Genomic DNA, 25,827 nt, shown 5'->3' on the forward strand with positions numbered 1-25,827 from the left:
GATTTCAGGCCGATGGGTAGCCATAATACTGGCCTACGGTGCGAGCGCGCCTCACGGCTCCCGCATAATCGAGGGGTGACTGCCACTGCGACGATCCCCTCCCTCGACGGCCGCCGATTCCGGATGGTGTCGTCGACGACCTCGGCGGTCGACCCCGAATCGCCCAGCGTCTTCAAGTACTTCGAGCGTGACGGCGCGATCTGGGGCGGGTACGAGGGCGACACCGTCACGTTCGGCAAGTTCGTCGGCACGCGCACGGCCGACACGATCTGGGTGTCGTTCGTGCACGTTCTCGTCGCAGACGGCACCGTGGTGACAGGAGACGGCGAGAGCGAGCTCGAGCTCACCGAAGACGGGCGCGTCCGCCTCGTCGAGCACTACGAGATGCACGGGCTCCCGCAGCTCAGCGTGTGCGAGGAGATCGTCTGACGCGCGTTTCGTCTCGCTGGCGCTCGCTCAACGACCGGAGCGAGCCGAAGACCCGCTCAACGACCGGTCGTTGCGTTTCGTCTCGCTGGCGCTCGCTCAACGACCGGAGCATGGTCAACGGGGCGGGAGCGCGTCGCGGCCGGGCGAGGCCGGCGTCCAGCGCGTCATCCCGAGCGGGACCTCGACGCTGCGCTCCGGCAGATCGCCGGGGAGCAGGTACGGGCGGCGGATGACCTCGTCGAGCACCACGACGCTGACGACGGTCCGCACCTCGGGCAGCTGAGCGATCACACCGGTCGAGAACTCGTGCACACCGCTGACGTCGACCGCACGGATCAGCAGCATCGCGTCGTGTTCGCCCGTCGTGATGGCGCACCACTCGACATCCGGCATCTCCAGCACACGGTCTCGGAAAGACGCCCAAGCCTGGGGCAGCACGGTGACGAAGACGAGCGCACCGATCGAGAGTCCGGCCTTGGCCTGATCGACCCGAGCGCTGAACCCGGTGATGACGCCGTCGTGCATGAGGGATTCGACGCGCGTGTACGCATTCGCCCTCGAGATGCCCACCTTGTCGGCGAGCGCGGCGATCGAGACGCGACCGTTATCACGCAGCACATCGAGGATTCTGTATGCGGTCTCGTCCAAAGGGGCAGCACTTCGTCCAGAATGCTTCGACGGTTCGGCATCCTTGCTGGACATATTGCTCCCTTGGCGCATCATTCTGGACAGAGCATGTCGGTGCGACCCGTACTCTCTGGACACATCGTCGCATATGATGCGAATCTGATCACCGGTCGTCCACATCTGGGTCGACCACACCCGAATGTACTCCTCGCCTCTGGAGGCTCTCATGTCGTCACGTCGCAGCACGTCAGTCATCGCGATCGGAGCCACAGCTCTCCTCGCGCTCGCCGGTTGCTCCGGGGGCAACTCCGCCAACAACGGCGACCAGTCCGGAGGTGCCGACTCGCTCGTCATCGACACCGCGTTCTCGATCGAGACGGCCGACCCCGGTCACACCTACGACCCGACCGGCAACATGATCGCGAAGGCCCTGTACGAGACGCTCGTCGACTTCGAGGGCTCCGACGTCTCCACGCCTGTCCCGGGTCTCGCGTCGTGGGAGCAGAACGAGGCGGCGACCGAGTTCACGTTCACGCTCGAGGGCGACCGCGTCTTCTCCGACGGCTCCCTGGTCGAGGCGAAGGACGTCGTCTTCACCCTCCAGCGCATCCAGGGCATGACCGAGGCGAAGCCGAACTTCCTCCTCGGCGGCCTCACCATCACCGAGGTCGACGACAAGACGATCTCGTTCGTCTCCGAGACTCCGCTGCTGCAGCTGCCCGCGATTCTCGCGAACCCGGCTCTCGGCATCGTGAACGCGGATGTCGTGATGGAGAACGGCGGCACGACCGACGGCTCCGACACCGCCCAGGAGTTCCTCGACGGCGAGTCGGCCGGCTCCGGCCCGTTCATCCTCGACACCCTCGACCTCAGCTCGCAGGTGGTGCTGACCAAGAACGACGAGTACAACGGCGACGAGGAATCGGAGTACTCCCGCGTCGTCGTGCGCAACGTCTCGGAGAGCGCCACGCAGCTCGCCAACCTCAAGGGCGGCGACTCGATGGTCGCAATGGACCTGAACGGCGACCAGGTCGCCGGCCTCGGCGACGACCTCACGGTCGAATCGGTCCCGTCGGGCCAGACGATCTTCCTGCTGCTCAACCAGTCGGATGCCGTCGCCGGCGAGCTCGCGAACGTCAAGCTCGCCGAGGCGATCCGCTACGCCCTCGACTACGACGCCCTGCTCGAGCTCGCAGGTGCCGGCGCCGTGCAGGCGACCGGCGTGATCCCGCCCGGATTCGAAGGCGCGCTCGAGACGGGCGTGGAGCAGGACCTCGACAAGGCCGAGGCAGCCCTCGCAGAAGCCGGCTACACGGGTCAGACCCTGAAGCTGCAGTTCCCGAACGACTACCCGGTCGGCGGCGTGGAGTTCACCCCGCTCGCCGAGCGCGTCCAGGCGCAGCTCGAAGAGGCCGGCATCACGGTCGAACTCGCCCCGGCACCGTTCGCCACCGAACTCGACGCCTACGTCGCAGGCACCGAGGGCTTCGGCCTGTGGTTCTGGGGTCCGGACTACGCGGACTCCGCGAACTTCCTCCCCTTCGCCCCGGGTCTGAAGGTCGGACTCCGCTCCGGCTGGGCAGCCGAGGCCAACCCCGAGATCGCCGGGATCGCCGCGGGCGCGGCCAGCGCGACCGATGAGGCCGTGCGTGCCGAGGCGTTCACCGCGTTCGCCGAGGCCATGCAGGCCGAGGGACCTTTCGTCCCGCTGATCGTGCCCGGCCGCAACATCGCGACCGCGGGCGACGTCGAAGGCGCGGTGTACAACTCCGTCTGGGAGATGGACATCGCCGAGATCGCCCCGGCCGGCTGAGCGGGGCCTCCATGACGACGGTGGCGGTGCAGAGCCAGGCGCAGCGGCGCAGATCGCCCCTGGTCGGGTACCTGCTGCGCCGGGCCGGCACCTCTCTGCTCCTGCTGGTGGGCGTGACCATCGTCACGTTCACGCTCACCAACCTGGTGCCGGGAGACCCGGTCTCGGCGGCGCTCGGCGAGGGCGCCTCGCAGAACCCGGAGACCCGCGAGGCGTTCATCAAAGCGCAGGGACTCGATCAGCCGCTGTTCGTGCAGTACTTCATCTACATGGGGAACCTGCTCCGCGGGAACCTCGGCACGTCGCTGGTGACCGGGCGCCCGGTCACCAGCGACCTCGCCACGGCGGTGCCCGCGACCATCGAGATCGCGATCGGTGCCATCATCCTGAGCCTCGCGGTCAGCATCGTGCTCGGAACGCTCGCCGCCTACCGCCGCGGACTCGTCACCGATCAGGTGATCCGCGTGGTCACGCTGATCGGACTGAGCGTGCCGACGTTCTGGCTGGCACTGGTCAGCTTCTACGTCTTCTTCCTCGAGCTGCGCATCGCGCCGGGCTCGGGACGCATCTCCCCGTCGATCACCCCGCCGCCCCGGGTGACCGGCCTCTACACGGTCGACTACCTCCTCAACGGCGACGCTGTCGGCTTCTTCGATGCGCTCGCTCACCTCGCTCTTCCCGTGCTCGTCCTGTCGCTCGTCACGATCGGCCTGCTGACCCGGTTCATCCGCACCTCGGTGCTCGAGGTGCTGGGCAGTGACTACGTGCGCGCCGCGCGGTCCAAGGGACTCCCGGCGATGCGCGTCATCCTCGACTACGTGCTGCGCGGCGCCTCGCTCCCGATCCTCACGATCGTCGGCGTCGCCTTCGGTTCGCTGCTCTCCGGCACCGTCCTCGTCGAGTCGGTGTTCGCCTGGCCGGGCCTCGGCACGTACGCCTACAACTCGGCGGCCAACCTCGACCTTCCCGGCATCATGGGCGTCGGTCTCGTCGTGGGCGTCATCTACCTCCTCATCAACTTCGTCGTCGATCTGCTGTACGGCGTCCTCGACCCGAGAGTGAGGATCGCATGAGCCGCATCGCCGCAGCATCCCCGGCCGGGCGCTTCCGCTTCCGCTGGCCGCGTGCCTGGCGCACGCCCCTCGGCATCATCGGCACGGTCATCGCCGGCGCCTGGATCATCGTCGCCTTCACAGCCCAGTGGTGGGTGCCCTACGGCCCGAACGCCCAGGTGCTCCCGCGCCTGCAGCCGCCGGGGATCGACACTCTTCTCGGCACCGACGGCAACGGCCGCGACATCTTCTCCCGTCTGATGACCGGTGCGACCGTGAGCCTGCCCCTGGCCCTCATGCTCGTGATCGCGGCCATGATCATCGGCACCGTGGTCGGCGCGCTCGCCGGGTACTTCGGCGGATGGCTCGATGAGACGCTCATGCGCATCACCGACCTGTTCATGGCGTTCCCGACCGTGATCCTCGCGATGGTCGTCGCGGCATCCCTCGGCCCGTCGCTCTTCAACGCGGTCATCGCGGCGATCGTCGTGTCGTGGCCGCAGTACTCGCGCGTCACGCGCAGCATCGTGCTGAGCCTGCGCGGCCAGAACTACGTGATCGCCGGACGCCTGCTCGGCCACTCGCCGGTGCGCACGCTGTTCGTCGACATCCTTCCGAACATCGCCGGCCCCGTGCTGGTGCTCGCGACGCTCGACATCGGCGCGGCGATCCTGCTCCTCTCCGGTCTCTCCTTCCTCGGTCTCGGCGCGCAGCCCCCGACGGCGGAGTGGGGCTCGATGATCTCGGGCGCGATGCAGAACTTCGACGCCTGGTGGCTCGGGGTTTTCCCCGGGCTCGCGATCCTGACGGTCGTGCTGGCGTTCAACTTCCTCGGCGACGCGATGCGCGACGTGCTCGACCCGACCGCAGAGGTCGTGCACGAGAAGAAGGATGAGCACCAGGCGTCCGCGGGGGTGCTGGCATGAGCGCCCGCGCCGTCGCGACGCGCGACGCCACCCTCAGCATCCGCGATCTCACGATCGACATCGGACGTCCGCTCGTCCGCGGCGTCTCGCTCGAACTCCTGCCCGGTCGCATCCACGGCCTTGCCGGCGAATCGGGGTCGGGCAAGACGCTGACCTCGCTCGCGGTACTCGGGCTGCTCCCGCGTCAGGCGCGGACCGGCGGCTCGATCACGCTCGCGGGGGAGGAGCTCCTCGGCCTCGGCCGCCGCGCGCTCAACCGCGTGCGGGGGAAGCGCATCGCGATGATCTTCCAGGACCCGTCGGCATCCCTGCATCCGCAGCTCCCGATCGGGCGTCAGCTCACGGATCACATGCGCGTGCACCTGGGGCTCAAGGGGCCGGCCGCCCGGGAGCGCGCCGTCGAGCTGCTCCAGACCGTGCAGGTGCCGAACCCGGCGGAAGCGCTCAAGCGCTACCCGCACCAGTTCTCCGGCGGACAGCGCCAGCGCATCGCGATCGCCTGTGCCCTGGCGTGCGACCCCGAAGTGCTCCTGGCCGATGAGCCCACCACGGCGCTCGACGTGACCGTGCAGGCCGGCATCCTCCAATTGCTGCGCGATCTCGCGATCGAGCGGAATCTCGCCGTGCTGCTGGTCACGCACGATCTCGGCGTCATGAGCGCGATCGCCGACGAGGTCGCCGTGATGAAGGACGGGCGCATCGTCGAGCTCGCGGACCGCGAGACGCTGTTCCGCGATCCGCAGCACGAGTACACGCGGACGTTGCTCGCCGCGCTGCCGGGGTCGAAGATCGCGGATGCCGAGAGCGCGGATGCCGCGCCGGCGGATGCCGCGGACGAAGGGGATGCACATGAGTGAGGTCGCCGTCCTCGACGCCCGCGACGTGGTCGTGCGGTACCCGGGCAACCCGCCCGTGGTCGCCGTGAACGAGGTGTCGCTGCGGGTCGCGCCCGGTGAGACCGTGGCGCTCGTCGGCGAGTCCGGCAGCGGAAAGTCGAGCTTCGCCCGCGCCGTCGTCGGCATCGAGAAGGCCGCAGCGGGCACCGTGCTCTTCCGTGATGCGCCCGTGTCGCCGCTCGGCATCCGTCGTCGTGCGACGGCGCTCACCGGCATCCAGATGGTGTTCCAGGACCCGTCGACGTCGTTGAATCCGCGGCGGCGGGTCGGCGACCAGATCGCCGATGGCATCGCGACCGCGCGTGCACGCGGCGCCGAGGGTTCGACGGTCGCCGAGTGGCTCGAGCGCGTCGGCCTGCCCGCAGAGATGGCGTCGCGCTTCCCGCATCAGTTCTCCGGTGGGCAGAAGCAGCGCATCGCGATCGCCCGTGCGCTCGCCGCCCGCCCGTCGCTCCTGGTGGCGGATGAGCCGATCTCAGCGCTCGACGCGTCGACCCAGACGAGCGTCGCCGCCCTCATGCGCGACCTCGTGGCGGAGTCGGGGGCCGGGATGCTGTTCATCTCGCACGACCTCGCCGTGGTCCGCCGCATCGCCGACCGCACGTTCGTGATGTTCGCCGGGCGCGTGCTGGAGTCGGGGCCGACCGATCAGGTGTGGTCGGCGCCGCAGCATCCGTACACCCGGGCGCTGCTCGCCGCGATTCCGGAGCCGGACGGAGCCGGACGCATCCCGGTCGCGCCGTCGGTGGGCGACCGCGAGGTCTGGGCGGAGATCCCGGCTGTCCTGAACTGACCGGAGGTGCTGCCACCTTCGGTCGGCCCATGCGGCTAGCTGTTCTTCCCCGGGACGTTGTGAACGTTTGACGTAGCGAAGACCTCCGGGAGGATGTGGGTACCACCCTCACTTCGTTCACCGGAGGTCTTCGTGACTCACGCTAATGCTCCCTTGACGCCGGAAGGGCGTCGTCGTCTTGCTTCGTTGATTGTTGATGACGGTTGGTCGGTGCGCGTCGCTGCGCAGCGGTTCCAGTGTTCGCCGGCGACGGCGTCGCGGTGGTCGCGCCGCTATCGGGCTGGGCTGCCGCTGACGGACCGCAGCTCTCGGCCGGTATCGTCGCCGACGCGGCTGTCGTTGCGCGCTGAGCGGCGTGTGATCGCTCTGCGGTTCACGCGTCGCTGGGGTCCGCATCGCATTGCCTGGCATCTGGGCATTCCGCGCTCGACGGTCGGCCGGGTCCTGACGCGCTATCGGATGCCGTTGCTGGAGCACCTGGACCAGTCCACCGGCCTGCCGATCCGCAAGCCCAAGCCCATCCGCTACGAAATGAGCCGCCCGGGCGAGCTCGTCCACGTCGATATCAAGAAGCTCGGTGTGATCCCCGACGGCGGCGGTTGGCGCATGCACGGCCGCGGCTCCACGCAAGATCGTCAAGCCGGTGTTGCCCGTGATCGGGCCGCCCGCCGGGGCGCGTCATCATCACGCGGCTACGTGTTCCTGCATCACGCCGTCGATGATCACTCCAGGCTCGCCTATTCGGAACGGCTCGAAGATGAGCGCGGCGAGACCGCAGCCGGCTTCTGCATTCGTGCTCGCGCGTTCTTCGCCGAGCACGGCAGCACCGTCACCGCGGTCATGACCGACAATGGCGCCTGCTATCGCTCGCACATATTCGCCGCAGCACTCGGCGCCAACGTCAAGCACCTTCGAACTCGCCCGTTCCGACCGCAATCCAACGGCAAGGTTGAACGCTTCAACCGCACCCCTGGTTCCTCAGCCCGCGTTCACAACCTCCCGGGGAAGAATATCTAGGCGTACATTCCGGCTGTTCTGAACTGAGGCGGTACGTCAGTCCGAGCCGCGCGTTGTCCCCCGAACGGCCTACACCGGCGGCGGTGGCGACGCGAGATCATGTCTTCATGAGCGAACTGACGCCTGAGACGACCAGGACTCGAACCGACACGCTGTGGCGCATCATCATCATCGGAATCTTCGTGATTGCACTGGCCGTGGCGATCGGACTCCCACTCCTCAACGGCAATTGGCGGTCCTCGTTCGCGGCCGCCCCGGTCTTCGCGTTCGGGATCCTGATCGCTGCCATCCGCTCGATCCGTCACTGACGCTTCGCGGAGGCAGGAGCGGGTGCCCTCCATGGAGCGCGCAGCGGCCTCGGGCTCATGGCGCGTCTTCACTGCGGAGAGGCGGGCAGTTCCGGCTCTGGCCATGCCGATTCAGGGAGCAGATCGCGTTAGCGGTGCCGTCCTGCCGCGGCTGAGCAAGACGGTGGTCCCCAAGTTGAACGGATCTATCTGCCTGATGAACTCGCGGCAACGGCCGCACGGGGCGAGGCCTGTCGCTCTCCGAACACCTCTCAAACGCGATCGAACCTCACAACACGGGAACCCTCGAACACCTGCGCCGTCCTCAGCCGAAAGAACGAACCACCTCCGAGACGTCGGCTGGCCTGTGCTCTGTCCGCGCTCGGTCGTATCCTCGGTGCATGGCTGACTCGATCATTAGCGTTGCGGCGGTTGTGGGCGGCATCCTGGCCTTCTGGATCATCGCTCACCCGATGGGCCGCACCACGAGAAAGGGCGACGCCGGCCGTTCGGCTCTGTTCGCCGGGGCGGTGGCGATCGCCGTTGCGGTGTTCCTGCCGATCGTCGCCGGGAGCCAGATTCGGTCCGTCCTGGGCGTCAACGAATGGGCTATCGCGTTCGCCGGGATCGTCGGCGCAAGCCTGGAAAACTTCCCTCCTATGGCACATTGCGCTGGTCGGCGGCGGCGTTGTAGTCTATCTGCTCGCTTTGCTGATCGGTCAGGCTGTTTTTTGACAGGCTGTGCGGCCGACGGCATGATCTTTCTGCCGCCGACCGCACAACAAACTAGGGGTTGCACTGAGTGACGGGGTTTCCCTGTAGTGACCAGTGAATGTTGGGGCGATAAGACTCCATATTGTAGGTCTTTCCTCCCGACAAGTAACCGTAAGCCACGTGACAGACTAACTGATTGTCGATCGTTGCTGTGACCTTGCTTGCCAGAGTACCCAGCTTGGCCTTTAACTCAGCGACGTGCGCCGCGTGGGTATTGATACCTCGGTAGAACTCACCCCAGGATGTCGGTGTCGCGTTGACGATGTAAGCGGATCCACTCTGGTTGGTGACCCACGCCGCCGCGACCAAGGCGCGTCCAGCCCAGGGGTCAGCCACTACCGGGTAGGCGTCAGCAGGCACGTCATCTAGCTCGACTCGCTGAACGAGGTCTCGGCCGATGATCTCGAACTGGGTTGGTACCGCGGTTCCGTATGAAACCCGGGCCCATGGCGTCGCAATGCCACCATGATAGTTCCCCTCGTCGTCCTGGAAGATGATGGACCCGTCGTTCTGCAGGATGGGAGCGGCACCGGCAGGCACGTCCAGGTCAAACGAGAATTCTTCCTTGCCTGGTGCCTAAATTACGATCGCGATCAATGCGCTGGCGTCTTGCATAAGCACCGGCTGAAACTCGGTTGTTATGGTGTCGGCCGGCGCTGTCAGTGAGAAACTGCCTGTTGGGGAGTCTACGATTATGCTTCGCTCATCGACTGACGCATCAACTTCCCCTTCTCGTGATGACGTTCACCCTTGCGTCGGAGTAAGCAAGGGGGATCTTGACGTCGCCTGTCTGGTGCTCGAACCAGAGTGACGGCCAGGTGCCGGAGTCCGACTCCTGCTCCAAGTAGTTCGGGCGATGCACCCCGGCAAGGACGCCGGCTACGGAGCGCATCAGCTGCGTGCCTGATCCGGCTGCCGGCCTCGTAATCGTGACGAGCACCTTCTGGCCAATGAAGGGGACCATGCGCTCGGGCGAGAACTGGGCCACGGTCATTTGTGTGGGGTTGGGCATGTGGCTCCTCCGTCGTCTTGTGGCGATTAGCCGGCGAGCTTTTGCACGCGCTGGAAGCTAACACCGAGCACGGACGCCGCGGCTTCCAGAGGGTAACCCTGCTCGCGCAACGCCTGGACTGCTTCACGGCGCAGCTGCGCGCCGCGGGCGCGGGCTCGGTTGCCCTCCTCCTCGGCCCGATCGCTCTCGCGAATCATCTGCACGATGTTGTCGGGCGCGTCCACGGCCACGGCCACCTCTACCTCTGCGGGCTCGACGTCGAGCCAGGCTGAGGCGAGATCTCGGGCCGCCTTCGAGACGCCGCGGAACGTCGTTGCGGAGCCCGTGGCAACGATCGTCGCACCGCTGGGACTGGTTGACGTGAGTTCGGGGATCTCGATCGTCCATGTCCCGTCATCGTCGCGGAACGCGCGTGCGCTGAGCTTGTGCATCGTCATACCTCCTCGAGTTCTACCCGCTCGAAGCGAGCAGCGACCTTCTCGGCCACCCGCTCTGCTCTGGCGCGGTTCTGATACGTCGCGGTCTGCGACTGGTCGAACGTGACGCCGTATCGCGTCCGCAGGTCGATGCCGGTTTCACTACGGAGATAGCCGGTTTCACCTTTGTGCGTGACGAGAATTCGCGTGCTCATGCGGCCCTCTCAGTTCCAGTTGTTCGGGGTGTTCGGGAATGCGGTCTGCACCTGGCGGACAATCCCCGCCTTCACGCTGTCACCGTGAACGGGGATTGAGACCGTCTGGGTCCGATCCTCGGACTGCCAGATATGGTGACTCCCCCGCGTCCGGGTGTTCTCCCACCCTTGCGAGCGTAGGAATCGGCTCACGTCCCGGTACTTCTGCGGCTTCGTCATGATTATATTCTACCCCCCATTGCATTATCAACACAACCCCGCATTGAACTTTTTTGCCGCCGCGGCTTCACTCGGCTGCCTTGCCGTTGTTGTTACCGGTGCGCCCCCCTGAGCCGGTCGTCTCCGCGCGGCGGTGGGCGGTGATCGCCGCATCGAGCCTGCGGATCTCGGCGGCATACAGCGCGGCCGTGGCATCGGGAACCGTGGTGACTGACCACCCGATCGAACTGACTTGGTCGAGCGTGAGCCCGAAGCTCTCTGCAACCACCTTGAAGCGCTTGTTGTGATAGCGGCCCTGGCGGCTGGTGTCCTGGATGCCGCGTGCAGCTGCGGCCGCGTGCCCCGCCTCGTGCAGAAGGGTGCCAATCGTGCCCACTCCCCCGCGCGCGAGCCCTTCGCCACCGATGAACAGTTCGTGGATCGCGTCTTCGCCGCGTAGCCAACGATCAGCGGCAAAGTGACCAATCTTCATGCCCCGGGCGCTGGTGCCGGATGCGAGGGTTGCGACGACCTCGGGGACGTCGCTGTGTCGGCGCTGGATCGCCTTCCATGTCTGCTTGATCGCCTTTACAAGAGGGCTGCTGACGTTCTCCATCACTTCACCCCCGCAGCTGCAATGCGATCGATGCAGTCGGGGCGGAAGCCGTTCCAGTGGTCGTGTTCGTCAACCACGACGATCGGGGCCTGCGTGTAGGTGGGGTCGAGATTCTTCACGTACAGATCGCGCAGCCCGGAGATGATGTCGTCACGATCGAGGGAATCGGTCATCAGACGCTGGCCAGGGTGTCACGCCAGACGAGAACGCCTCGATCGAGAAATTCGGCCGGCACATCCGCGACTGTCGGGATCGGATCGGCAGGATCCACGTCCAGGGTGCGTCGTTGCGGCAGTCTGCGGCTCGGAGCGTCGACCCAGGCGGGAGAAGGCAGCCCTTCTTGGCGAAGCCGAAGGTCCACGAGCGCGGCGATCGCAGCATCCCACGCAGCATCGCCCGTGGGCTCTGGCTCGGCGAGCCCGAGGATGCCGCGAACCAGCCCGTGTTCGGAGAGGAGGTTGTCACTGAGCTGGATGAGCTCGCGGAGCGCACTCTGCTTGTCGCCTGCTCGCAGATGGCCCCTGACCGCCGAGGCGATCGTCGCGGCATCATCTCTGCGTGTGGGTGCCGAGTACAACCGATGACCGCTGGCCGCGAGCAGCCGCCCGATCGTTCCGAACTCGACCTCGGCACCTGCTTCGTAACGCGATACGCGGCCCTGATCGATGTCGACGCGCTCCGCGAGCTGAGCCTGAGTCAAGCCGCGACTCTTGCGAGCGGCACGCACGAGGACCGCGCTGGCGTTCACAGGACACCTCCTCAGCAATATGTGTTTGGGAACATATTACCGCAGAGGCGAGGTCTACAGGGTCGCCGCGTGATCCGGGACGAGTTCGTGCTTGTCGATCGGCGGACGGGGCTTCTCCGCGGCCGCAGGACGATCCGGGAAGTCGACCTTCTCCGGTTCGAGCCGCTTGTACGGAATCTGGCTGAGCAGGTGGCTGATGGTGTTGATCCGGGACGCGCGCTTGTCGTCGCTGTCGATCGACCACCACGGCGCGTGTTCGCGGTCGGTGACGTCGAACATCGCGTCTTTCGCCTGGGAGTAGTCCTCCCACCGGGTGATGGAGAGCAGGTCCGTTTCGGAGAGCTTCCACCGTCGCATGGGGTCGTTCAGCCGCGACCGGAACCGCTTCTCCTGCTCGGTGTCGGACACCGAGTACCAGTACTTCAGCAGGATGATGCCGTCGTCGACGAGCATCTGCTCGACCACGGGAACCTGCGCGAGGAAGCGGTCGTACTCCTCATCCGTGCAGTAGCCCATCACCTTCTCGACTCCGGCGCGGTTGTACCAGGAACGGTCCATCAGCACGATCTCACCCTTGGTGGGGAGTCGCTCGATGTATCGCTGGAAGTACCACTGGCCCTTCTCCTTCTCGGTGGGTTGGGGAAGCGCGACCACACGGGCGTGCCGAGGGTTGAGGTACTGCATCACGCGTTTGATCGCGCCACCCTTTCCGGCGGCATCGCGGCCCTCGAAGATGACCAGCACGCGCGCGTCGGCCGCTATGACCCACTGCTGCATGGTGACGAGTTCGATCTGAAGGCGCCGCAGCTCCTTCTCGTACTTCGCCTTGTCCATCCGCGCGCGCTTGCGCTTCTTGTGAGCCATGGTGTTCTCTCAGTCGTCGGCGGGAACACGCACGGTGAGTGCGCCGGGTTCGATCCAGGCGTCGAAGGCGACGGCCTTGCCGAAGCCGTCGCCGTCCAGCTCGATCTGCTCCGGGCGGGACAGACGGGCGGTGAAGCGGGTGCCGGTCTCGTAGCGCAGGTCGTCGTCGTCGCGATGCTCCCCGGCCACCGCCCGCCCGGCTCGGGTGCGTCGAAGGACCCCGTTCGTCCAGACGACCTTCCACCACACGCGAAGCCAGCCGGCCACGCCACCCGGGCGCATCAGCATCACGTCGAACAGGCCGTCGTCGACGACGGCGTCCGGTAGCAGCAGGATGTTCGCCGGAAGCGAGCCGCAGTTGCCGAGGATGACCGTGTGCAGCGTCTCGCGCTGGGTCTCTCCCTCGTCCAGGCGGTACCGCATCCGCAGTTCGTTCGGGTCGCGCAGCGAGGTGACGATCGCCTTCAGGTAGGCAGCCCATCCGGCTTTGGCCTTGAGATCCTCGTCGGTGTTGTCGATCATCTTCGCGTCGATGCCCATGCCGGCCATGACCACGAACACATGCCGGGATCGCGTGCGGTCCTCGCGTTCGATGTCGATCACGCCGAGGTCAACCTTTCGATCGACGCCGGTGAACGCGGACCGCACCGACCCGGGCATGTCGTCGAGCGTGAGGTCGAGGTTGCGAGCCAGCAGGTTGCCGGTGCCGGACGGGAGCAGGGCGACGGTGGTGCCGGAACCGCGGACCGCCTCCGCCACCGCGCGCACGGTGCCGTCGCCGCCGGCGGCGATGATCAGATCAGCGCCATCGTCCAGCGCCTGCCGGGTGACGCCCTGACCGACGTCGTCGACCGATGTCTCGTACCAGGTCGGCTCGGCCCACCCCGCGGCCTCCGCTTCGGCGATCACGGCGGCTCGCAGCGCGTCGAGGTCCACCTTCACGGGGTTGTAAATGACGGCAGCGGTCTGCCGGGATGTTTCGATTGTCACGAGTGGTGCCCTCGGTCGTCGTTGATCGGATGAGCAGCAGGATGCTCTGAACTCACGCCCTTGTCCAGTGGTCCGGCGGTATCCGTCACCCGCCGGTAGCCGCCATCATGAGCTTCGACGGCGCCGCCCTCGACGAAGGCGTCGATCCAGCCGCCCATCGGCCACTCGCCCCAGCGCGCCGCGAACAGGGCGCCGTTGCGCAGGATGTCGCCGAGATGACGCCACGGCGGAGAGCCGGCAGGATGCCACTGGTGGTACGCGTGCGCGCCGCCGACCCACTGCAGTCCGATGCCGCGCGCGCGGGCGCGTCGGCCGAGGTCGGTGTCTTCCGCACCGTAGCCCTCGTACACCTCGTCGAAGCCGCCGAGTCGCGTCCAGGTCGCGGGGGTCACCGCGAACGAGAGTGACCAGAACAGGTCGAACTCGGCATCCATCGCCCGCACCACGGTGCCCTCCGGCGGGAGAGGGCGCGCGGGATGGGGCCGGGTCATCGCCCCCAGATCGCCGAGGGAGGACGGGCGCTGCACGCTCTCGAGGTAGGTCACCGGCCCGCAGAGCAGGTCGTCGGGGTGCGTTCGTGCGGCGGCGACGTACTTCTCCAGCAGCTCGGCCCCGGGCAGGCAGTCGACGTCGAGGAAGACGAGCAGGTCGGCGCCGTGCTCCATCGCGAGGCGCGCGGCCGCGTTGCGCGCGGCGCCGACGCGCATGCCGTTCCGTCCGGGCGGCACGTGCACGGTCGGAATAGCCGGGGGAGAAGGCGGCGCCTCTTCGTCGAGCCAGGCCTCAATGCGCACGACCTCGACCTCGGGCGTCTGCACCTCGCGCAGCAGAAGACGCTGGCGGTGCAGATGGGCGAGTCGGTTCTCGGATGCCGGTGTGATGACGGCCACGCGGGTCATGACACCAGCTCCTCGATCGCGGCTGCGGCGCGGGCCGCCGCACCTCGCACCTGCCATCCGTCCCATCGAGGCGGAGTCTCGGCCGCACGGCGGACGAGTTCGACCAGCTTTTCGGGTGAGACATCGGCCGACGCGGTCTGCGCGTACCCCTGCGCGGCCAGCACGCGGGCGGTGGCCTCCTGCTCTTCGAACGGACGGTCCTGCGCGATGACGACGGCCCGGGCATCCGCAGCGGCGAGGTCGGCGATGCCGTTCTGACCGGCAGCACTCACCACCACGGTGGCGCGGCACAGCAGCGGCCACACGTCGTCGACGCGATCGTTCTCTCCGGCACCGGCCGACTCGACGATCCAGCCGTCCGCCTGCAGCAGCGCCGTCGTCTCCTGCAGCCGAGGCGCGTCGAGAGTCCGGCTGAGGAACAGTACGCGGCGAGCATCCGGATCGCCATCGAGGGCCGCGTCGCGCGCGTGACCGTCATATCGCGACACCGCCCCCACGCGGCGTACGCGGTCCTCTCGATCGGCGAGTTCCGCCGTCTCGATCGTGCCCGCGGCCCACGGAGCGAGGATGCGGTCGGCGAGGTCGTACCCGAGACGGTGGGGCGCGTCGGTCCGCTCGCCCGGCTGCGCGAGCACGATGGTGGGAACTCCGAGCAGACGCGCGAGGATCGCGACCTCGACGCTGACATCGACCACGAACGCCTCGACGGGGTTGTGCGCGATCCACTCCGCGATCGCCGCCAGACGTGCCTGATGCCCGGGGTGCCCGATCGGCGCCCAGTGCAGCGCGCCATGGGCGGTGACGTCGCCGAACTCATGCGCGTCGCGGAGCACACCGTCGGAACCGGTGACCGGTTCCGCGTCCGACGGCAGTCGCACCCAGATCGTGCCCGCGCCGAGTCCGGACGGCCGGGGCAGGCTCGAGAACACCGTCACCTCGCTGTCGAGATGCGGATGGATCGCCTGCATCCGTGTCGCGTGTCCCCAGCCGTGGTGGTGCACGTACCAGCCGATCACGCTCGCACCGCCTCGACGAGGTCGGATGCCGTGGTCACGCCGTGCGCCGACACGGTGAGCACGCGCTCGATCTCGCGGTGCTGTCGATCGAGCGAGTAGCGGGCGACGGCGGCCGCACGCACGCGAGCCCGGGAGGACCAGGCGCCGGAATCCTCGGCAAGGGAGGAGGCCGCGCGCGCCAGAGCGCCGACGTCACCCGCGGGGACGATCGCCGTGCCGGGCATGCCGGCGAGCACCTCGCTCGTTCCGCCGGAGTCGAAGGCGGCGACGGGCGTTCCGGTCATCAGGGCCTCGGCCATCACGAGACCGAAGGGCTCCGACCACACCGGGGTCACCAGGGCGACCGACGCCGCACCGACGAGATCGCAGAGCTGGGTGTGGTGCAGCGCGCCGACGTAGTCGATGCCGTCGCCGAGAAGCGGCTCCACTTCGCGCGCGAAATAGGCGGCATCGCCGATGCGGCCCGCGAGCTTCAGTCGCGCACCGGCACGACGGGCGGCGAGGATGGCGAGGTGAGGCGCCTTCTCGGGCACGATCCGCCCGAACCACACCCAGCCGCCGCCTCCCGCACCCAGGCTCCACTGCGTCGTGTCGACGCCGTTGGGGAAGACGAACGCGTCCACTCCCTCGGCCGACCAGGCACGTGCGGTGTACTGGCTGACGGCGAGGAAGCGATGCGGCGACGAGCCGTCGAGCGCGTTCGCAGCGATCACGAGGTCGGACAGCGGCGGGGTGTGCAGGGTCGTCACGACGGGGATGCCGATGTCGCGGCTCCACAGGATCGGATCGCCGTGCAGGCTGTGGTTGTCCACGACGTCGACCCGGGTCGCGGGAACGTCGAGGAAGTCGCGTACCCGATCGAACGCCGCCGACAGCAGCCGGCGGTGCCCCTCGGGGAAGTCGGTGTCGGAGGCGTCGCGGGTGCGATGCCAGTGAGGCCGCGGCAGATGGAGAGCGGCGTCGGAACCGAGGAAGTCCGATCCCTCGGCGGCGCAGAGCTGCACGTCGTGTCCGTGCTCGCGCAGCCAGCGCACCCGATTCCAGACCACCGTCTCGAGGCCTCCGGCGTGCGGCTGCCGGAGGGCATGCCGCTCGGGTGCGACGACCAGGATCCGCAGCCGCGGCGACCCGCTCACGCGCGGACCTCGGCGCACACGGCGGCGTACACATCGGCATGCGCCGCGCGCACTGCTTCGCGTTCCGCCGCCCGTGCGTTACGGCGTTCCTCGACCACACCGGCACGCTCCGACGGGCGTGGTGTCCCCGCGGTGAGCTGCACGGCGTCGGCGAGCGTCTGCGCGTCGTCGAGGTCGATCGCGGTGAAATCGTCAGGATGCTGGGCGCCGATGTGCCCCACGTCCGTGCCGGCGACCCGGACCCCCAGGTCGTAGCAGAGCTCCACCCAGCCCGAATGGGTGCCGTGGTGATAGGGCAGCACGAAGAGATCGATGCCGCCCAGCCACTCCTCGATCTCGGCGTCTGTCAGATGCGGAGTGCGCCGTACCCGGACGGCCGGATGCCTCTCGGCAGTCGCGAGTACTCGGGCTGCCGCCTCTTCGTCGCGCACGCGCTCGTTCATCAGCACGTCGAACTGCACCGGGATTCCGGCCTCGACGAGCAGTGCGGCAGCGCCCACGGCAGCGTGGATCGCGTGTTCAGCCGCGATGTTCGGGCGCAGATCTCGCAGATGGATGCCGACGCGGATGGCCTCAGCATCCCCGCGCCCGGTCGCGACGACGCGCTCGAGGAGCGTGGGGTGCGCCAGCACCTGGCTCTCACGACCCCAGCGCTGCCGGATCTCCGCAGAAGCGCCTTCCGTCAACGTGAGCAGTCGGTCGGCGGCGGGGACGATCACATCGAGGAGCGCACGATACGGCTGCTGGTCGACGAGCTGCGGGTTCTCCAGGTCGTGCACGGTGTACACCACCGGGCGCCCGACCCGCCGAGCGGCATCCAGCGCACCCTGCAGTTCATCGGGCGAGAACGACTCGAGTCCGAAGTGCACGTGCAGCACGTCGTAATCCGCCTCGTGCGCGACGAGCCACTCCGCCGTCAGGGCCACCGGCGGCCACCACTGGTCGGCGGGCGCCCCGGGTACCGGAGGATCGGGCAGCACATGCACCCGTCGAGGATCGGTGATGGCGCGCACATAGGGGTGGGCGGCGGGAATCGAGGCGACGCGGATCGGGTCGAGTTCGGTGCGGATGCGGTTCTCCTGAGCGTGACTGAGTGCACGGATGCGCGTGCCACGATGCTGGAGCCGCTGCGATGCAAGGGGGAAGGACGAGAAGATTCAGAGGTATACGTTCATAGGATGAGCCATAGCCGCGATTCCAGCACGGGCGTTGCGCCGGACGCCTCGGCGGTGCTAGCGCGACAGCGGCACTACTCGGAGTTCTTCGGGCACGCGCCCCTGCCCCCGCGATTCGGGGTGATCCTCGGGAACTGCCAGGCCGAGTCGCTGCGTCTTGTGATCGACTCTCCCGAACACCGCTTCGTAAGGGTACCTCCCGTTTTCGAGATGGATGCCGCGGAGACCGCCCGCCTGCACGAGGTCGTCCGCTCGGCCGACATCGTGGTGAGCCAGCCGATCCGTGACGACTATCGCGACCTGCCGCTGGGAACCCGCCAGATCGCCGCCGTCACCGAGGCCCGGATGCTGACCGTGCCGCCCGTGCGCTTCGGAGGGCTGCATCCCTTCCAGGCCGCGATCCGCGTGCCCGGCATCGAGGGCGATCCGCCCCTCGTGGCGTACCACGACGTCCGTACGCTCGCGGCTGCCGCCGGCATCCCCGTCGTCGCCGCGCTGCATCCAGAGGCGGTGCGCGCCGTCGGACAGTCCTCGATCGACACCCTGCGCGTCCGTGAGCAGAACGCCGATGTGCCCGTGTCCGACCTTTTCGACGAGGTCACCGCCGACCACGCGCGAACGATCAATCACCCGGGGAACGCGGTGTGGCTGCCACTCGGCGCCCGGGTGCTCGAGATGCTCGGCTTCGCGGGAGAGCGGCCCGACCCGGGGCGCCCCCTGCTCGCTGCGGTGCAGGCGCCGCTCGCGCCCGAGGTCGTCGACGCCTGGTCGCTGCCGGACGAGCCGCGTGCGCACTGGATCGTCGAGCGCGCCGTGATCGACGATGCCGAGGTGCGTGCCGCACACACCGAGTGGTACGCCGCCCACCCCGCTTTCGTGGATGCCGCCGTGGACCGTCTCGCTCCGCTCCTGGCCGTCTGGCGGGCGGCATGAGCGCCCCGCTGCTGCTCGTGCACCCCGGCACGCACGGCGTCGCGATGTACGCGCGCGAGGTGGCCGCCGCGGTGCGGGCGAGACGGCCGGCGCTGCGAGTCGTCGAGCCGGCCGAGCTCGAGACGACAGCTCTCCAGACGATCGACGACGCCACTCCGGTGCACGCGCATTTCACGGACCGACTGTGGGGCGACTCCCCCGAGGAGGCGGCACGGGTGTTCGCCGCGCTCGCCGCGCGCCGGCCGGTCAGCGTCACGCTGCACGACCTTCCGCAGGCGTCCGACGGCGAGCGGAACCTGCCTCGGCGGCGGGCCGCGTACGCGCTCGTGGCCGCGGCAGCGCGAGGTGTGGTGGTCAACAGCGAGCACGAGCACTCGCTGCTCGTCGAAGAGGATGTGTGGTCGGGCCCGGTCACGAGCATTCCCCTCCCCGTCGCGCTGCAGGATGCCGGAGAGCGGTCGCAGCCCGACGGCTCCGTCGGCGTGCTCGGCTTCTTCTACCCCGGCAAGGGGCACGATGAGGCGGCGCTGGCGGCCTCCGCCGCCGGAATCACTCGGATGACGGTGCTCGGCCGCGCCTCGGACGGTCATGCCGCCGACCTCGAGGCCTTCGTGCGCCGCGCCGCTGACCTCGGCGTGAGCGTGGACGTGACCGGATGGCTCGAGGATGACGAGATCGCCCGCCGCGGCCGCGCGGTGTCGGTGCCCGTCATCGCGCACCGGCACATCTCGGCATCCGGCTCCCTCGCCTCCTGGATCAACTGGGGCCGGCGACCGGTGGCGGTGCGCAACCGCTACATCGACGAGATGGCGGCGCTGCGACCGGGAACGCTCCTGACGGGCGACGAGCCCGACCTCGCCGCCGCGGTGCGCGAGGCCCACGCGCGGCCCGAGACGACGTGGCACGGTCTCACGCGACTGCCGATGTCGTGGACCGAGGTGGCCGAGGCGTACCTCCAGTGGTGGGACGGGCTGGACCGGTGACGCGGCATCCGTGGGTCGTCGGCAACCGCTGGGACGAGCTCGACGGGGTGGAGCCGGATGCGCTCCCACGCGTCTCGGTGATCGTCGCGCACTACGACCAGCCGTCCGAACTCGCCCGCACGCTGCACGCCCTGGCTGCCCAGGACTATCCCCGGGAGCTGCTCGAGATCGTCGTCGCCGACGACGGCTCCCCGGGCGTAGTCGCGGTTCCGGAGGGCGTGATCGTCGCCCGGCAGGACGACCTCGGCTTCCGCCTCGCCGCGGTGCGCAACCTCGGTGTCCGTTCGAGCAGCGGGGACGTGCTGTGCTTCCTCGACGCCGACACGGCCCCGGAACCCGGGTACGTCCGAGCGCTCACCCGGCTCCCCGCCCTCCTTCCCGAGGCGTTGACCGTCGGTCGCCGTCGGCACGCCGACTTCAGCGGCATCCGTCCCGACGCGCCCGTCATCGACGCGGCATCCGGACGCGAGCTGCCCGAGCCGGCGTGGCTGGCGGAGGAGTATGCGCGCAGCCGCAATCTGCGCGACGCCGACGACCGCTCCTACCGCTTCGTCATCGGCGCGGTCATGGCCTGCTCGCGGCGGCTGTTCGACGAGACCGGCGGTTTCGACGAGTCCTTCACCACCTACGGCGGTGAGGACTGGGAGTGGGCGCACCGACTGTGGCAGGCGGGCGCCGTGCTCGCCCACGTGCCGGATGCCGTGGCGTGGCACGACGGACCGGAGTGGTCGGAGCGCGACGGCTCGGGGCTCGAGCGTGCGAACGCGCAGACCCTGCGGCTCACGACGTCGATCCCCGTCGCGGGGTCCGCGCCGAGAGGGCTGTGGTCGGACGCGCCCGACCTCGTCGTGCGCCTGACCGGTGCGCACACTCCGGCGGCCCTGTTCATCGCCGTGGACTCGCTGCTCGCGGCCTTTCCGCGGGCACGCGTGGTGCTGCATGCCGGTGCGACGGCGCCCGCGGACGACCCGCGCATCGTGGTCGGCTCGGGTCTCGCGGATGGGGCCGGACTGGATGCTCGGGTGGTCTGGGAGATCGAACGCCCGATCGTGGTGCTCGATGCGTCGTGGATCACGGAGTGCGTCGCCGGGCTCGGCGCGGGCGATGTCGGCACCGTCGCGCTGCGTGCTGCCGACGGCTCCGCCCTGGGTGTGCTGCGCTCGCGACGCGCCGTGCGCCGGGCCGACCGCTGGGGCACGGCGGAGGGTTTCGAGGTCGCGCGGCTCGAGGCCCCCGGCATCCGCCTTCTTCGTGCCGATCCCCGGGTCGAGGCATGGGTCGGCGGGTGGGGCGGACCCGACCAGTTCGGCTGAGCCGCCACGTCGGAACTGCGGTGCCGGAAACACTGCGGGCCGAGGCAGAAGCCCCGGCCCGCAGTGTTCAGTTCTGGATCAGATCGGGGCGACGATGTCCTGCGCGACGTCCCACTCGGTGATCTCCATCTTGACCTCGACGGTCTGACCGCCGGCAGAGGCGGTGCTGGTCGATGCGAGGTTGACGTAGTCGGATGTGACCTCGAAGACCACGTCGACAGCGGTGCCCTGCTGCTCGACCTGTCCGCTCACGAGGAAGACCTTCTGGCCGAGGCGCTCGCCCGTGCCGGTGATCGTGAAGTCGCCGGAGATCGCGGCGGCGGCAGCGGCCGGGTCGATCGAGGAGATGTTCTGGGCGCTCGTGCTGAGCGCGGCGACGATCGGGTCGCTGGATGCCGGATCGGCAGCCTGCCACTCGCTCGTCGACGACTTCACCCAGACGTCGTCGCCGATCACGACGACCGATCCGACGGGGGAGATCGACTCGAGGGCCTTCTCCGACGGGTTGAACCGCGACGTCGAGTCGATGCCCATGACGCCGGTCTTCGCCGCGTATCCCGCAGTGTCGGTCATGGCCTCAGAGATGCAGGCTCCGAGTGCGGATCCGTCGACGGTCGCGCCTTCGGCCAGCTCAGGGCAGTCCGACGTGGGTGCTTCGGCTTCCTGGGATGCTTCAGCGCTGGGCTTCGCGTCGGCCGGCTTGTCGGAGCCACCGCCCGCGCATCCCGTGAGCAGAACTGAGGCGGCGAGAATGACGCCGACCCCCCATTTGTTGACGCGCATGGCGTCCCCCCTTCGGTCGTATACCCCGATGGCGATCACCGGGGTACGCCTCAAGCATGCCAAAGATGACCGCGATCTTTCGACCCTGCGTGAGGGCAGCGCTCCCCATCACGGCATCCGCGTTCGCGATGAGCCCGCCGTTCCGTTAGACTGTGAAGGTTGTCTGCCTTCTGGCGGGCACAATCACACACCCTCCTGCTTCCGCGAGATACGCGGAAGCCGCACTAGTCCGAAGGAGGTGGGTAAGTGACGCACCAGTACGAACTCATGGTCATTCTGACCCCCGAGATCGACGAGCGCCAGGTCGCACCTACGCTCGACAAGTTCCTGAAGGTCATCACCAACGATGGTGGCTCGATCGACAAGGTCGACATCTGGGGTAAGCGCCGTCTGGCCTACGAGATCCAGAAGAAGAACGAGGGCATCTACGCCGTCGTCAATTTCACCGCTACCAGCGAGGCCACGCAGGAGCTCGACCGTCAGCTGAAGCTGAACGAGCAGATCATGCGCACCAAGGTCCTCCGCTCGGAAGAGGCTCAGGCGATGGCTGCATTCGAAGCCAAGCGCACCGAAGAGAAGGCTGCCCGCAAGGCCGCCAAGGCCGCCAAGGCTGCGAAGGCCTAAGCGCCATGGCTGGCGAAACCGTCATCACCGTGGTGGGAAACCTCACGGCCGACCCCGAGCTGCGCTACACGCAGAACGGGCTGCCGGTGGCGAACTTCACCATCGCATCGACGCCTCGGAACTTCGACCGTGCCGCGAACGAGTGGAAGGACGGCGATGCGCTGTTCCTCCGTGCGTCCGTCTGGCGCGAGTTCGCCGAGCACGTGGCGGGTTCTCTGACGAAGGGCATGCGCGTCATCGCGCAGGGCCGTCTTCGTCAGCGCTCCTACCAGGACCGCGAGGGCAACCAGCGCACCGCGATCGAGCTGGAGGTCGACGAGATCGGCCCCTCGCTCCGGTACGCGACCGCGCAGGTCACCCGTGCGGCGTCGACCGGCGGTGCCGGTGGTGCCGGCGGTGCCGGTGGCGGGCAGGCCCGTCCCGCACAGCAGGTGTCGGAAGAGCCGTGGTCCACGCCCGGTTCCTCGACCAGCGCGGACGCCTGGAGCACTCCGGGCAGCTTCGGCGACGACACTCCCTTCTGAACGACCGGTCGTTGAGCGAGGGCGCCAGCCCGAGACGAAACGCACGGAACTGGAAACTTCGGATGCTCCGGCATCCGCTCATCATTAAGGAAAACCAATGGCTGGAAAGTCGAGCGGCGACCGCCGCAAGCCGCGGAAGGGTGGCAAGCCCACCGCTCCCGCGAAGTCCATCCGGGTCGGTCTCATCGATTACAAGGATGTCGCCACCCTCCGCAAGTTCGTCTCGGAGCGCGGCAAGATCCGCGCCCGTCGTATCACCGGTGTCTCGGTGCAGGAGCAGCGTCTGATCGCCACGGCGATCAAGAACGCGCGCGAAATGGCGCTCCTGCCCTACGCTGGCGCCGGCCGGTAAGGGGTATCGAGATGGCAAAGCTGATTCTCACGAACGAGGTCGCCGGGCTGGGTAGCGCCGGAGACGTCGTCGAGGTCAAGAACGGGTACGCCCGCAACTTCCTCATCCCGCAGGGTTTCGCCACGTCGTGGACCCGCGGTGGCGAAAAGCAGGTCGCTTCGATCCAGGCCGCGCGTCAGGCACGCGCGATCCACGATCGTGACGACGCTGTCGCACTCAAGACCGCTCTCGAGGGCACCAAGGTCCGTCTCGCCGTCAAGGCGGGCGCATCGGGTCGCCTGTTCGGTTCGGTCAAGACCGAGCACGTCGCCGACGCTGTCGCGGCCGCCGGTATCGGTGCGATCGACAAGCGCAAGGTGCACATCACCTCGCCGATCAAGTCGACGGGTGACCACGAGGCCACCGTTCGTCTGCACGACGACGTGACCGCGGTCATCACGCTGCAGGTCGTCGCCGCCAAGTAATTCCCGATGGGTCACTGAGCCCGTCGACGTGCGCCCTCTGTCCTCCGGGACAGGGGGCGTTCGGCGTTTCCCGGGTGCGGGGTTGCTGGCAACTTCTGCGGCCATTGGCAACTTCTGCGGCCAGGATCGGCACACAAGGCCGCAGAACGCGCGATCGGCCGCAGAACTTGAGCGCCTGAGGGCATGACGGATGCCCCGCGGTGGGGCCGCGGGGCATCCGCGCGTCGACGTCACGCAGGTGCGAATGGCACATGGCACGTCGACGCACCGGCGGTGCGGGGCCTCCTCCCCGAGGACGACCGCACCGCCGGCGCCTGGGCTACGCCGTCAGACGACGGCGGAGGAGGCCTCCTGCTCCGAGGAGGAGCAGGAGTGCGGCGAGTGCGATCAGACCGGATGCCGGGGAGCCGCCGGTCATGGCGAGTCCTTCCGCTCCGCCTGCGGCGGCCGACGCGGATGCCGTCGCTGCGCCGGATGCCGGGCCCGCTGCGGGGTTGGTTCCCGCGTCGGTCCCAGGATCCGTTCCGGGGTCGGTTCCGGGGTCGGTTCCAGGGTCAGTCCCCGGGTCCGTACCCGGGTCCGTACCCGGGTCCGTACCGGGGTCGGTTCCGGGGTCCGTGCCGGGGTCAGTCCCAGGATCCGTTCCCGGACCGGTGCCCGGGCCCGTCACCGTGCTCTCGCCGATCACCGCGATGGCGTTGCCGCCGATGGTGATCGGGACGGTGATCGGCGCAGCGACCTGGGTGCCCCCGAGGAGGCCCCCGATGCCGGAGGTGCTGATCCCGCCGATGGCCGGAGCCACCGGCGCCGGAGCGGTGCCCGAACCGCCGGTCACCGCGCTGGTGCCGACGACCGAGATGGCGTTACCGACGACCGAGACCGGTGCCGTGACCGGGGCGACGACCTGGGTGCCGCCGGCCACACCGTCCGAGCCGGACGTGTCCGCGCTCGTCGGAGCGCCGGCCTGACCACCGGATGCCGGGGCACCCGACGAGCCGCTGACCGTGCTCTCACCGCCGACCGCGATCGCATTGCCGACCGCGGTGATCGGAGCCGTGACGGGAGCCAGGACCTGCGTCCCACCGAGGACCGAGTCGTCTCCTGAGGTCGATCCCTGCGTTCCGGTCCCGGTTCCCGTGGTGGGGGTGCCGGTCTTGGACCCGGTCACCTCGCTTTCACCGAGGACGGAGATGGCGTTGCCGCCGACCGTGATCGGTGCGGTGACCGGTGCGACGACCTGGGTGCCGCCGGCGACGGCATCCGTCCCGTCGGTCTCAGCCGCGATCGGCGCGGCCGTTCCGGGAGCCGGTGCTGCGGCTCCCTGCGGCGACCCGCCGGTCGAGCTTTCACCGAGCACCGAGACGGCATTGCCGGACACGGTGATCGGCGCATCGACCTGCAGCACCCCCTGCGTGCCGGAGAGCACGCCGTCGATGCCGCTGGTCGTCACGGACGGCACTCCGGCGGGGGGAGTCGAGGCCTGGGGAGCCCCGCTCTGGGGATCCGCCGCCGGAGTGCTGGTCGAAGAGGTGCCGAGAACGCTCACCGCGTTGTCGGTCACCGTGACGGGCGCGGTGACGGTCACCACGGCCTGGGAACCGGATGCCCCACCGGAGTCGCCGCTCGTCTCCGCAACGGGTGCGGGAGGCGGCGGCGGTGCCGATGGCGCGGGTGCCGGGGCGGGTGCCGGAGCCGGCGCGGGCGCCGGAGCGGGTGCCTGCGCGGTGGAGGTGCCGAGCACCGAGATCGCGTTGTCCACGACCGTGGTCGGCGCGGTGACCACGGCCACCGCTTGCGTGCCGGAGAGAAGACTGTCGTCTCCGGATGTCTCGGCGGCATTCGCGGCCGTCGCGCCGAACAGGGTGACCCCGCCGGCGATGAGCGTGCCCCAGAGGACCCGCTTGAGGGAAGTGCGCATGATGTTTCTCCTGACTGGACTGGGGGAGTCTGAA

The 25,827-nt window shown here is 68.5% G+C and carries 32 protein-coding genes and 1 pseudogene; 16 read left to right on the plus strand and 17 right to left on the minus strand.

The window, feature by feature from the left end; all coding sequences use genetic code 11:
• The first annotated feature begins 75 nt into the window (after positions 1-75).
• Entirely contained in the window at positions 76-429 is a 354-nt protein-coding gene (locus tag RS85_RS17320; RefSeq protein ID WP_235282476.1) for a hypothetical protein, read from the plus strand.
• A gap of 114 nt (positions 430-543) precedes the next feature.
• On the opposite strand, the gene RS85_RS17325 is transcribed toward RS85_RS17320, so the two are convergent.
• Positions 544-1,152 (minus strand): Lrp/AsnC family transcriptional regulator, encoded by a 609-nt coding sequence (locus RS85_RS17325; protein ID WP_327037223.1) that lies wholly within the window; start codon positions 1,150-1,152, stop codon positions 544-546.
• Positions 1,153-1,282: 130 nt separating this feature from the next.
• Between RS85_RS17325 and RS85_RS17330 the strand changes: the two genes are divergently transcribed.
• From RS85_RS17330 to RS85_RS19590, 8 genes and pseudogenes are all read left to right on the plus strand, one after another.
• Complete coding sequence (locus RS85_RS17330) at positions 1,283-2,869, plus strand: ABC transporter substrate-binding protein (protein ID WP_046014712.1); 1,587 nt, start codon at positions 1,283-1,285, stop codon at positions 2,867-2,869.
• Positions 2,870-2,880: 11 nt separating this feature from the next.
• The gene (locus tag RS85_RS17335; protein WP_046014713.1) at positions 2,881-3,942 is read left to right on the plus strand and encodes an ABC transporter permease; all 1,062 of its coding nucleotides are present in this window, start codon (positions 2,881-2,883) and stop codon (positions 3,940-3,942) included.
• Positions 3,939-4,847, plus strand: coding sequence for an ABC transporter permease (locus RS85_RS17340; protein ID WP_046014714.1), 909 nt, complete (start codon positions 3,939-3,941; stop codon positions 4,845-4,847). Before RS85_RS17335 ends, RS85_RS17340 begins: the two co-directional genes overlap by 4 nt.
• Positions 4,844-5,704, plus strand: a complete 861-nt coding sequence (locus RS85_RS17345) for an ABC transporter ATP-binding protein (protein ID WP_046014715.1) — start codon at positions 4,844-4,846, stop codon at positions 5,702-5,704. Before RS85_RS17340 ends, RS85_RS17345 begins: the two co-directional genes overlap by 4 nt.
• Complete coding sequence (locus RS85_RS17350) at positions 5,697-6,536, plus strand: ABC transporter ATP-binding protein (RefSeq protein WP_046014716.1); 840 nt, start codon at positions 5,697-5,699, stop codon at positions 6,534-6,536. Before RS85_RS17345 ends, RS85_RS17350 begins: the two co-directional genes overlap by 8 nt.
• 132 nt (positions 6,537-6,668) lie before the next feature.
• Positions 6,669-7,505 (plus strand): annotated as a pseudogene (locus tag RS85_RS17355) (IS481 family transposase); the annotation flags it as partial.
• Positions 7,506-7,660: 155 nt separating this feature from the next.
• Entirely contained in the window at positions 7,661-7,861 is a 201-nt protein-coding gene (locus RS85_RS17360; RefSeq protein WP_152642458.1) for a hypothetical protein, read from the plus strand.
• 380 nt (positions 7,862-8,241) lie between these two features.
• Positions 8,242-8,646, plus strand: a complete 405-nt coding sequence (locus RS85_RS19590) for a hypothetical protein (protein WP_046014718.1) — start codon at positions 8,242-8,244, stop codon at positions 8,644-8,646.
• Here the strand turns inward: RS85_RS19590 and RS85_RS20260 are convergent.
• The 14 genes from RS85_RS20260 to RS85_RS17425 form a co-directional block, all read right to left on the minus strand.
• The gene (locus tag RS85_RS20260) at positions 8,627-9,154 is read right to left on the minus strand and encodes a DUF2599 domain-containing protein (protein ID WP_160298647.1); all 528 of its coding nucleotides are present in this window, start codon (positions 9,152-9,154) and stop codon (positions 8,627-8,629) included. The genes RS85_RS19590 and RS85_RS20260 overlap by 20 nt on opposite strands.
• A gap of 178 nt (positions 9,155-9,332) precedes the next feature.
• Positions 9,333-9,626: a hypothetical protein gene (locus RS85_RS17370; RefSeq protein ID WP_152642459.1), complete on the minus strand. Its 294-nt coding sequence runs from the start codon at positions 9,624-9,626 to the stop codon at positions 9,333-9,335.
• Positions 9,627-9,652: 26 nt separating this feature from the next.
• Complete coding sequence (locus RS85_RS17375; RefSeq protein ID WP_046014720.1) at positions 9,653-10,063, minus strand: hypothetical protein; 411 nt, start codon at positions 10,061-10,063, stop codon at positions 9,653-9,655.
• Positions 10,060-10,257 (minus strand): hypothetical protein, encoded by a 198-nt coding sequence (locus tag RS85_RS17380; RefSeq protein ID WP_046014721.1) that lies wholly within the window; start codon positions 10,255-10,257, stop codon positions 10,060-10,062. Before RS85_RS17380 ends, RS85_RS17375 begins: the two co-directional genes overlap by 4 nt.
• 9 nt (positions 10,258-10,266) lie before the next feature.
• Positions 10,267-10,476 carry a type II toxin-antitoxin system HicA family toxin gene (locus tag RS85_RS17385; RefSeq protein WP_046014722.1) on the minus strand — a complete coding sequence of 70 codons (210 nt, stop codon included), beginning with the start codon at positions 10,474-10,476 and terminating at the stop codon, positions 10,267-10,269.
• 67 nt (positions 10,477-10,543) lie between these two features.
• Positions 10,544-11,071 carry a hypothetical protein gene (locus tag RS85_RS17390; protein WP_046014969.1) on the minus strand — a complete coding sequence of 176 codons (528 nt, stop codon included), beginning with the start codon at positions 11,069-11,071 and terminating at the stop codon, positions 10,544-10,546.
• Complete coding sequence (locus tag RS85_RS19790) at positions 11,071-11,244, minus strand: hypothetical protein (RefSeq protein ID WP_160298648.1); 174 nt, start codon at positions 11,242-11,244, stop codon at positions 11,071-11,073. Before RS85_RS19790 ends, RS85_RS17390 begins: the two co-directional genes overlap by 1 nt.
• Positions 11,244-11,819: a helix-turn-helix domain-containing protein gene (locus RS85_RS17395; RefSeq protein WP_052703617.1), complete on the minus strand. Its 576-nt coding sequence runs from the start codon at positions 11,817-11,819 to the stop codon at positions 11,244-11,246. The genes RS85_RS19790 and RS85_RS17395 overlap by 1 nt, the downstream gene beginning before the upstream one ends.
• A 54-nt stretch (positions 11,820-11,873) precedes the next feature.
• On the minus strand, positions 11,874-12,683 hold the full coding sequence (ppk2, locus tag RS85_RS17400; RefSeq protein WP_046014723.1) for a polyphosphate kinase 2: 810 nt from the start codon (positions 12,681-12,683) through the stop codon (positions 11,874-11,876).
• A 9-nt stretch (positions 12,684-12,692) separates the two neighbouring features.
• Positions 12,693-13,673, minus strand: a complete 981-nt coding sequence (locus RS85_RS17405) for a diacylglycerol/lipid kinase family protein (RefSeq protein ID WP_235282478.1) — start codon at positions 13,671-13,673, stop codon at positions 12,693-12,695.
• Positions 13,670-14,572, minus strand: coding sequence for a glycosyltransferase family 2 protein (locus tag RS85_RS17410; RefSeq protein WP_082087690.1), 903 nt, complete (start codon positions 14,570-14,572; stop codon positions 13,670-13,672). The genes RS85_RS17405 and RS85_RS17410 overlap by 4 nt, the downstream gene beginning before the upstream one ends.
• Positions 14,569-15,588 carry a glycosyltransferase gene (locus tag RS85_RS17415; protein ID WP_046014724.1) on the minus strand — a complete coding sequence of 340 codons (1,020 nt, stop codon included), beginning with the start codon at positions 15,586-15,588 and terminating at the stop codon, positions 14,569-14,571. The genes RS85_RS17410 and RS85_RS17415 overlap by 4 nt, the downstream gene beginning before the upstream one ends.
• Positions 15,585-16,724, minus strand: a complete 1,140-nt coding sequence (locus tag RS85_RS17420; RefSeq protein ID WP_046014973.1) for a glycosyltransferase — start codon at positions 16,722-16,724, stop codon at positions 15,585-15,587. The genes RS85_RS17415 and RS85_RS17420 overlap by 4 nt, the downstream gene beginning before the upstream one ends.
• The gene (locus RS85_RS17425) at positions 16,721-17,881 is read right to left on the minus strand and encodes a glycosyltransferase family 4 protein (protein WP_082087691.1); all 1,161 of its coding nucleotides are present in this window, start codon (positions 17,879-17,881) and stop codon (positions 16,721-16,723) included. The genes RS85_RS17420 and RS85_RS17425 overlap by 4 nt, the downstream gene beginning before the upstream one ends.
• Positions 17,882-17,902: 21 nt before the next feature.
• Between RS85_RS17425 and RS85_RS17430 the strand changes: the two genes are divergently transcribed.
• The 3 genes from RS85_RS17430 to RS85_RS17440 are packed head-to-tail and all read left to right on the plus strand — an operon-like array spanning position 17,903 to position 21,128.
• Positions 17,903-18,832: a WcbI family polysaccharide biosynthesis putative acetyltransferase gene (locus tag RS85_RS17430; RefSeq protein ID WP_046014726.1), complete on the plus strand. Its 930-nt coding sequence runs from the start codon at positions 17,903-17,905 to the stop codon at positions 18,830-18,832.
• Complete coding sequence (locus RS85_RS17435; RefSeq protein ID WP_046014727.1) at positions 18,829-19,815, plus strand: hypothetical protein; 987 nt, start codon at positions 18,829-18,831, stop codon at positions 19,813-19,815. Before RS85_RS17430 ends, RS85_RS17435 begins: the two co-directional genes overlap by 4 nt.
• Positions 19,812-21,128 carry a glycosyltransferase family 2 protein gene (locus RS85_RS17440; protein WP_046014728.1) on the plus strand — a complete coding sequence of 439 codons (1,317 nt, stop codon included), beginning with the start codon at positions 19,812-19,814 and terminating at the stop codon, positions 21,126-21,128. Before RS85_RS17435 ends, RS85_RS17440 begins: the two co-directional genes overlap by 4 nt.
• A gap of 78 nt (positions 21,129-21,206) precedes the next feature.
• Here RS85_RS17440 and RS85_RS17445 read toward each other — a convergent pair whose 3' ends face one another.
• Positions 21,207-21,911, minus strand: a complete 705-nt coding sequence (locus RS85_RS17445; RefSeq protein WP_046014729.1) for a hypothetical protein — start codon at positions 21,909-21,911, stop codon at positions 21,207-21,209.
• A gap of 246 nt (positions 21,912-22,157) precedes the next feature.
• Here RS85_RS17445 and rpsF point away from each other — a divergent pair, with 246 nt between their 5' ends.
• The 4 genes from rpsF (at position 22,158) to rplI (ending at position 23,875) form a co-directional block, all read left to right on the plus strand.
• Positions 22,158-22,535 (plus strand): 30S ribosomal protein S6, encoded by a 378-nt coding sequence (rpsF, locus tag RS85_RS17450; protein ID WP_046014730.1) that lies wholly within the window; start codon positions 22,158-22,160, stop codon positions 22,533-22,535.
• A gap of 5 nt (positions 22,536-22,540) precedes the next feature.
• On the plus strand, positions 22,541-23,059 hold the full coding sequence (locus RS85_RS17455; RefSeq protein WP_046014731.1) for a single-stranded DNA-binding protein: 519 nt from the start codon (positions 22,541-22,543) through the stop codon (positions 23,057-23,059).
• 97 nt (positions 23,060-23,156) lie between these two features.
• Positions 23,157-23,411 carry a 30S ribosomal protein S18 gene (gene rpsR, locus RS85_RS17460; RefSeq protein WP_045278473.1) on the plus strand — a complete coding sequence of 85 codons (255 nt, stop codon included), beginning with the start codon at positions 23,157-23,159 and terminating at the stop codon, positions 23,409-23,411.
• 11 nt (positions 23,412-23,422) lie between these two features.
• A complete protein-coding gene (gene rplI / locus RS85_RS17465; protein ID WP_046014732.1) occupies positions 23,423-23,875 on the plus strand; it encodes a 50S ribosomal protein L9 in 453 nt (150 codons plus the stop codon).
• Between the two features lie 319 nt (positions 23,876-24,194).
• Here rplI and RS85_RS17470 read toward each other — a convergent pair whose 3' ends face one another.
• Positions 24,195-25,793 carry a chaplin family protein gene (locus RS85_RS17470; protein WP_046014733.1) on the minus strand — a complete coding sequence of 533 codons (1,599 nt, stop codon included), beginning with the start codon at positions 25,791-25,793 and terminating at the stop codon, positions 24,195-24,197.
• Positions 25,794-25,827: the final 34 nt, after the last annotated feature.

Source organism: Microbacterium sp. SA39 (genome assembly GCF_000967865.1).
Classification (GTDB): domain Bacteria; phylum Actinomycetota; class Actinomycetes; order Actinomycetales; family Microbacteriaceae; genus Microbacterium.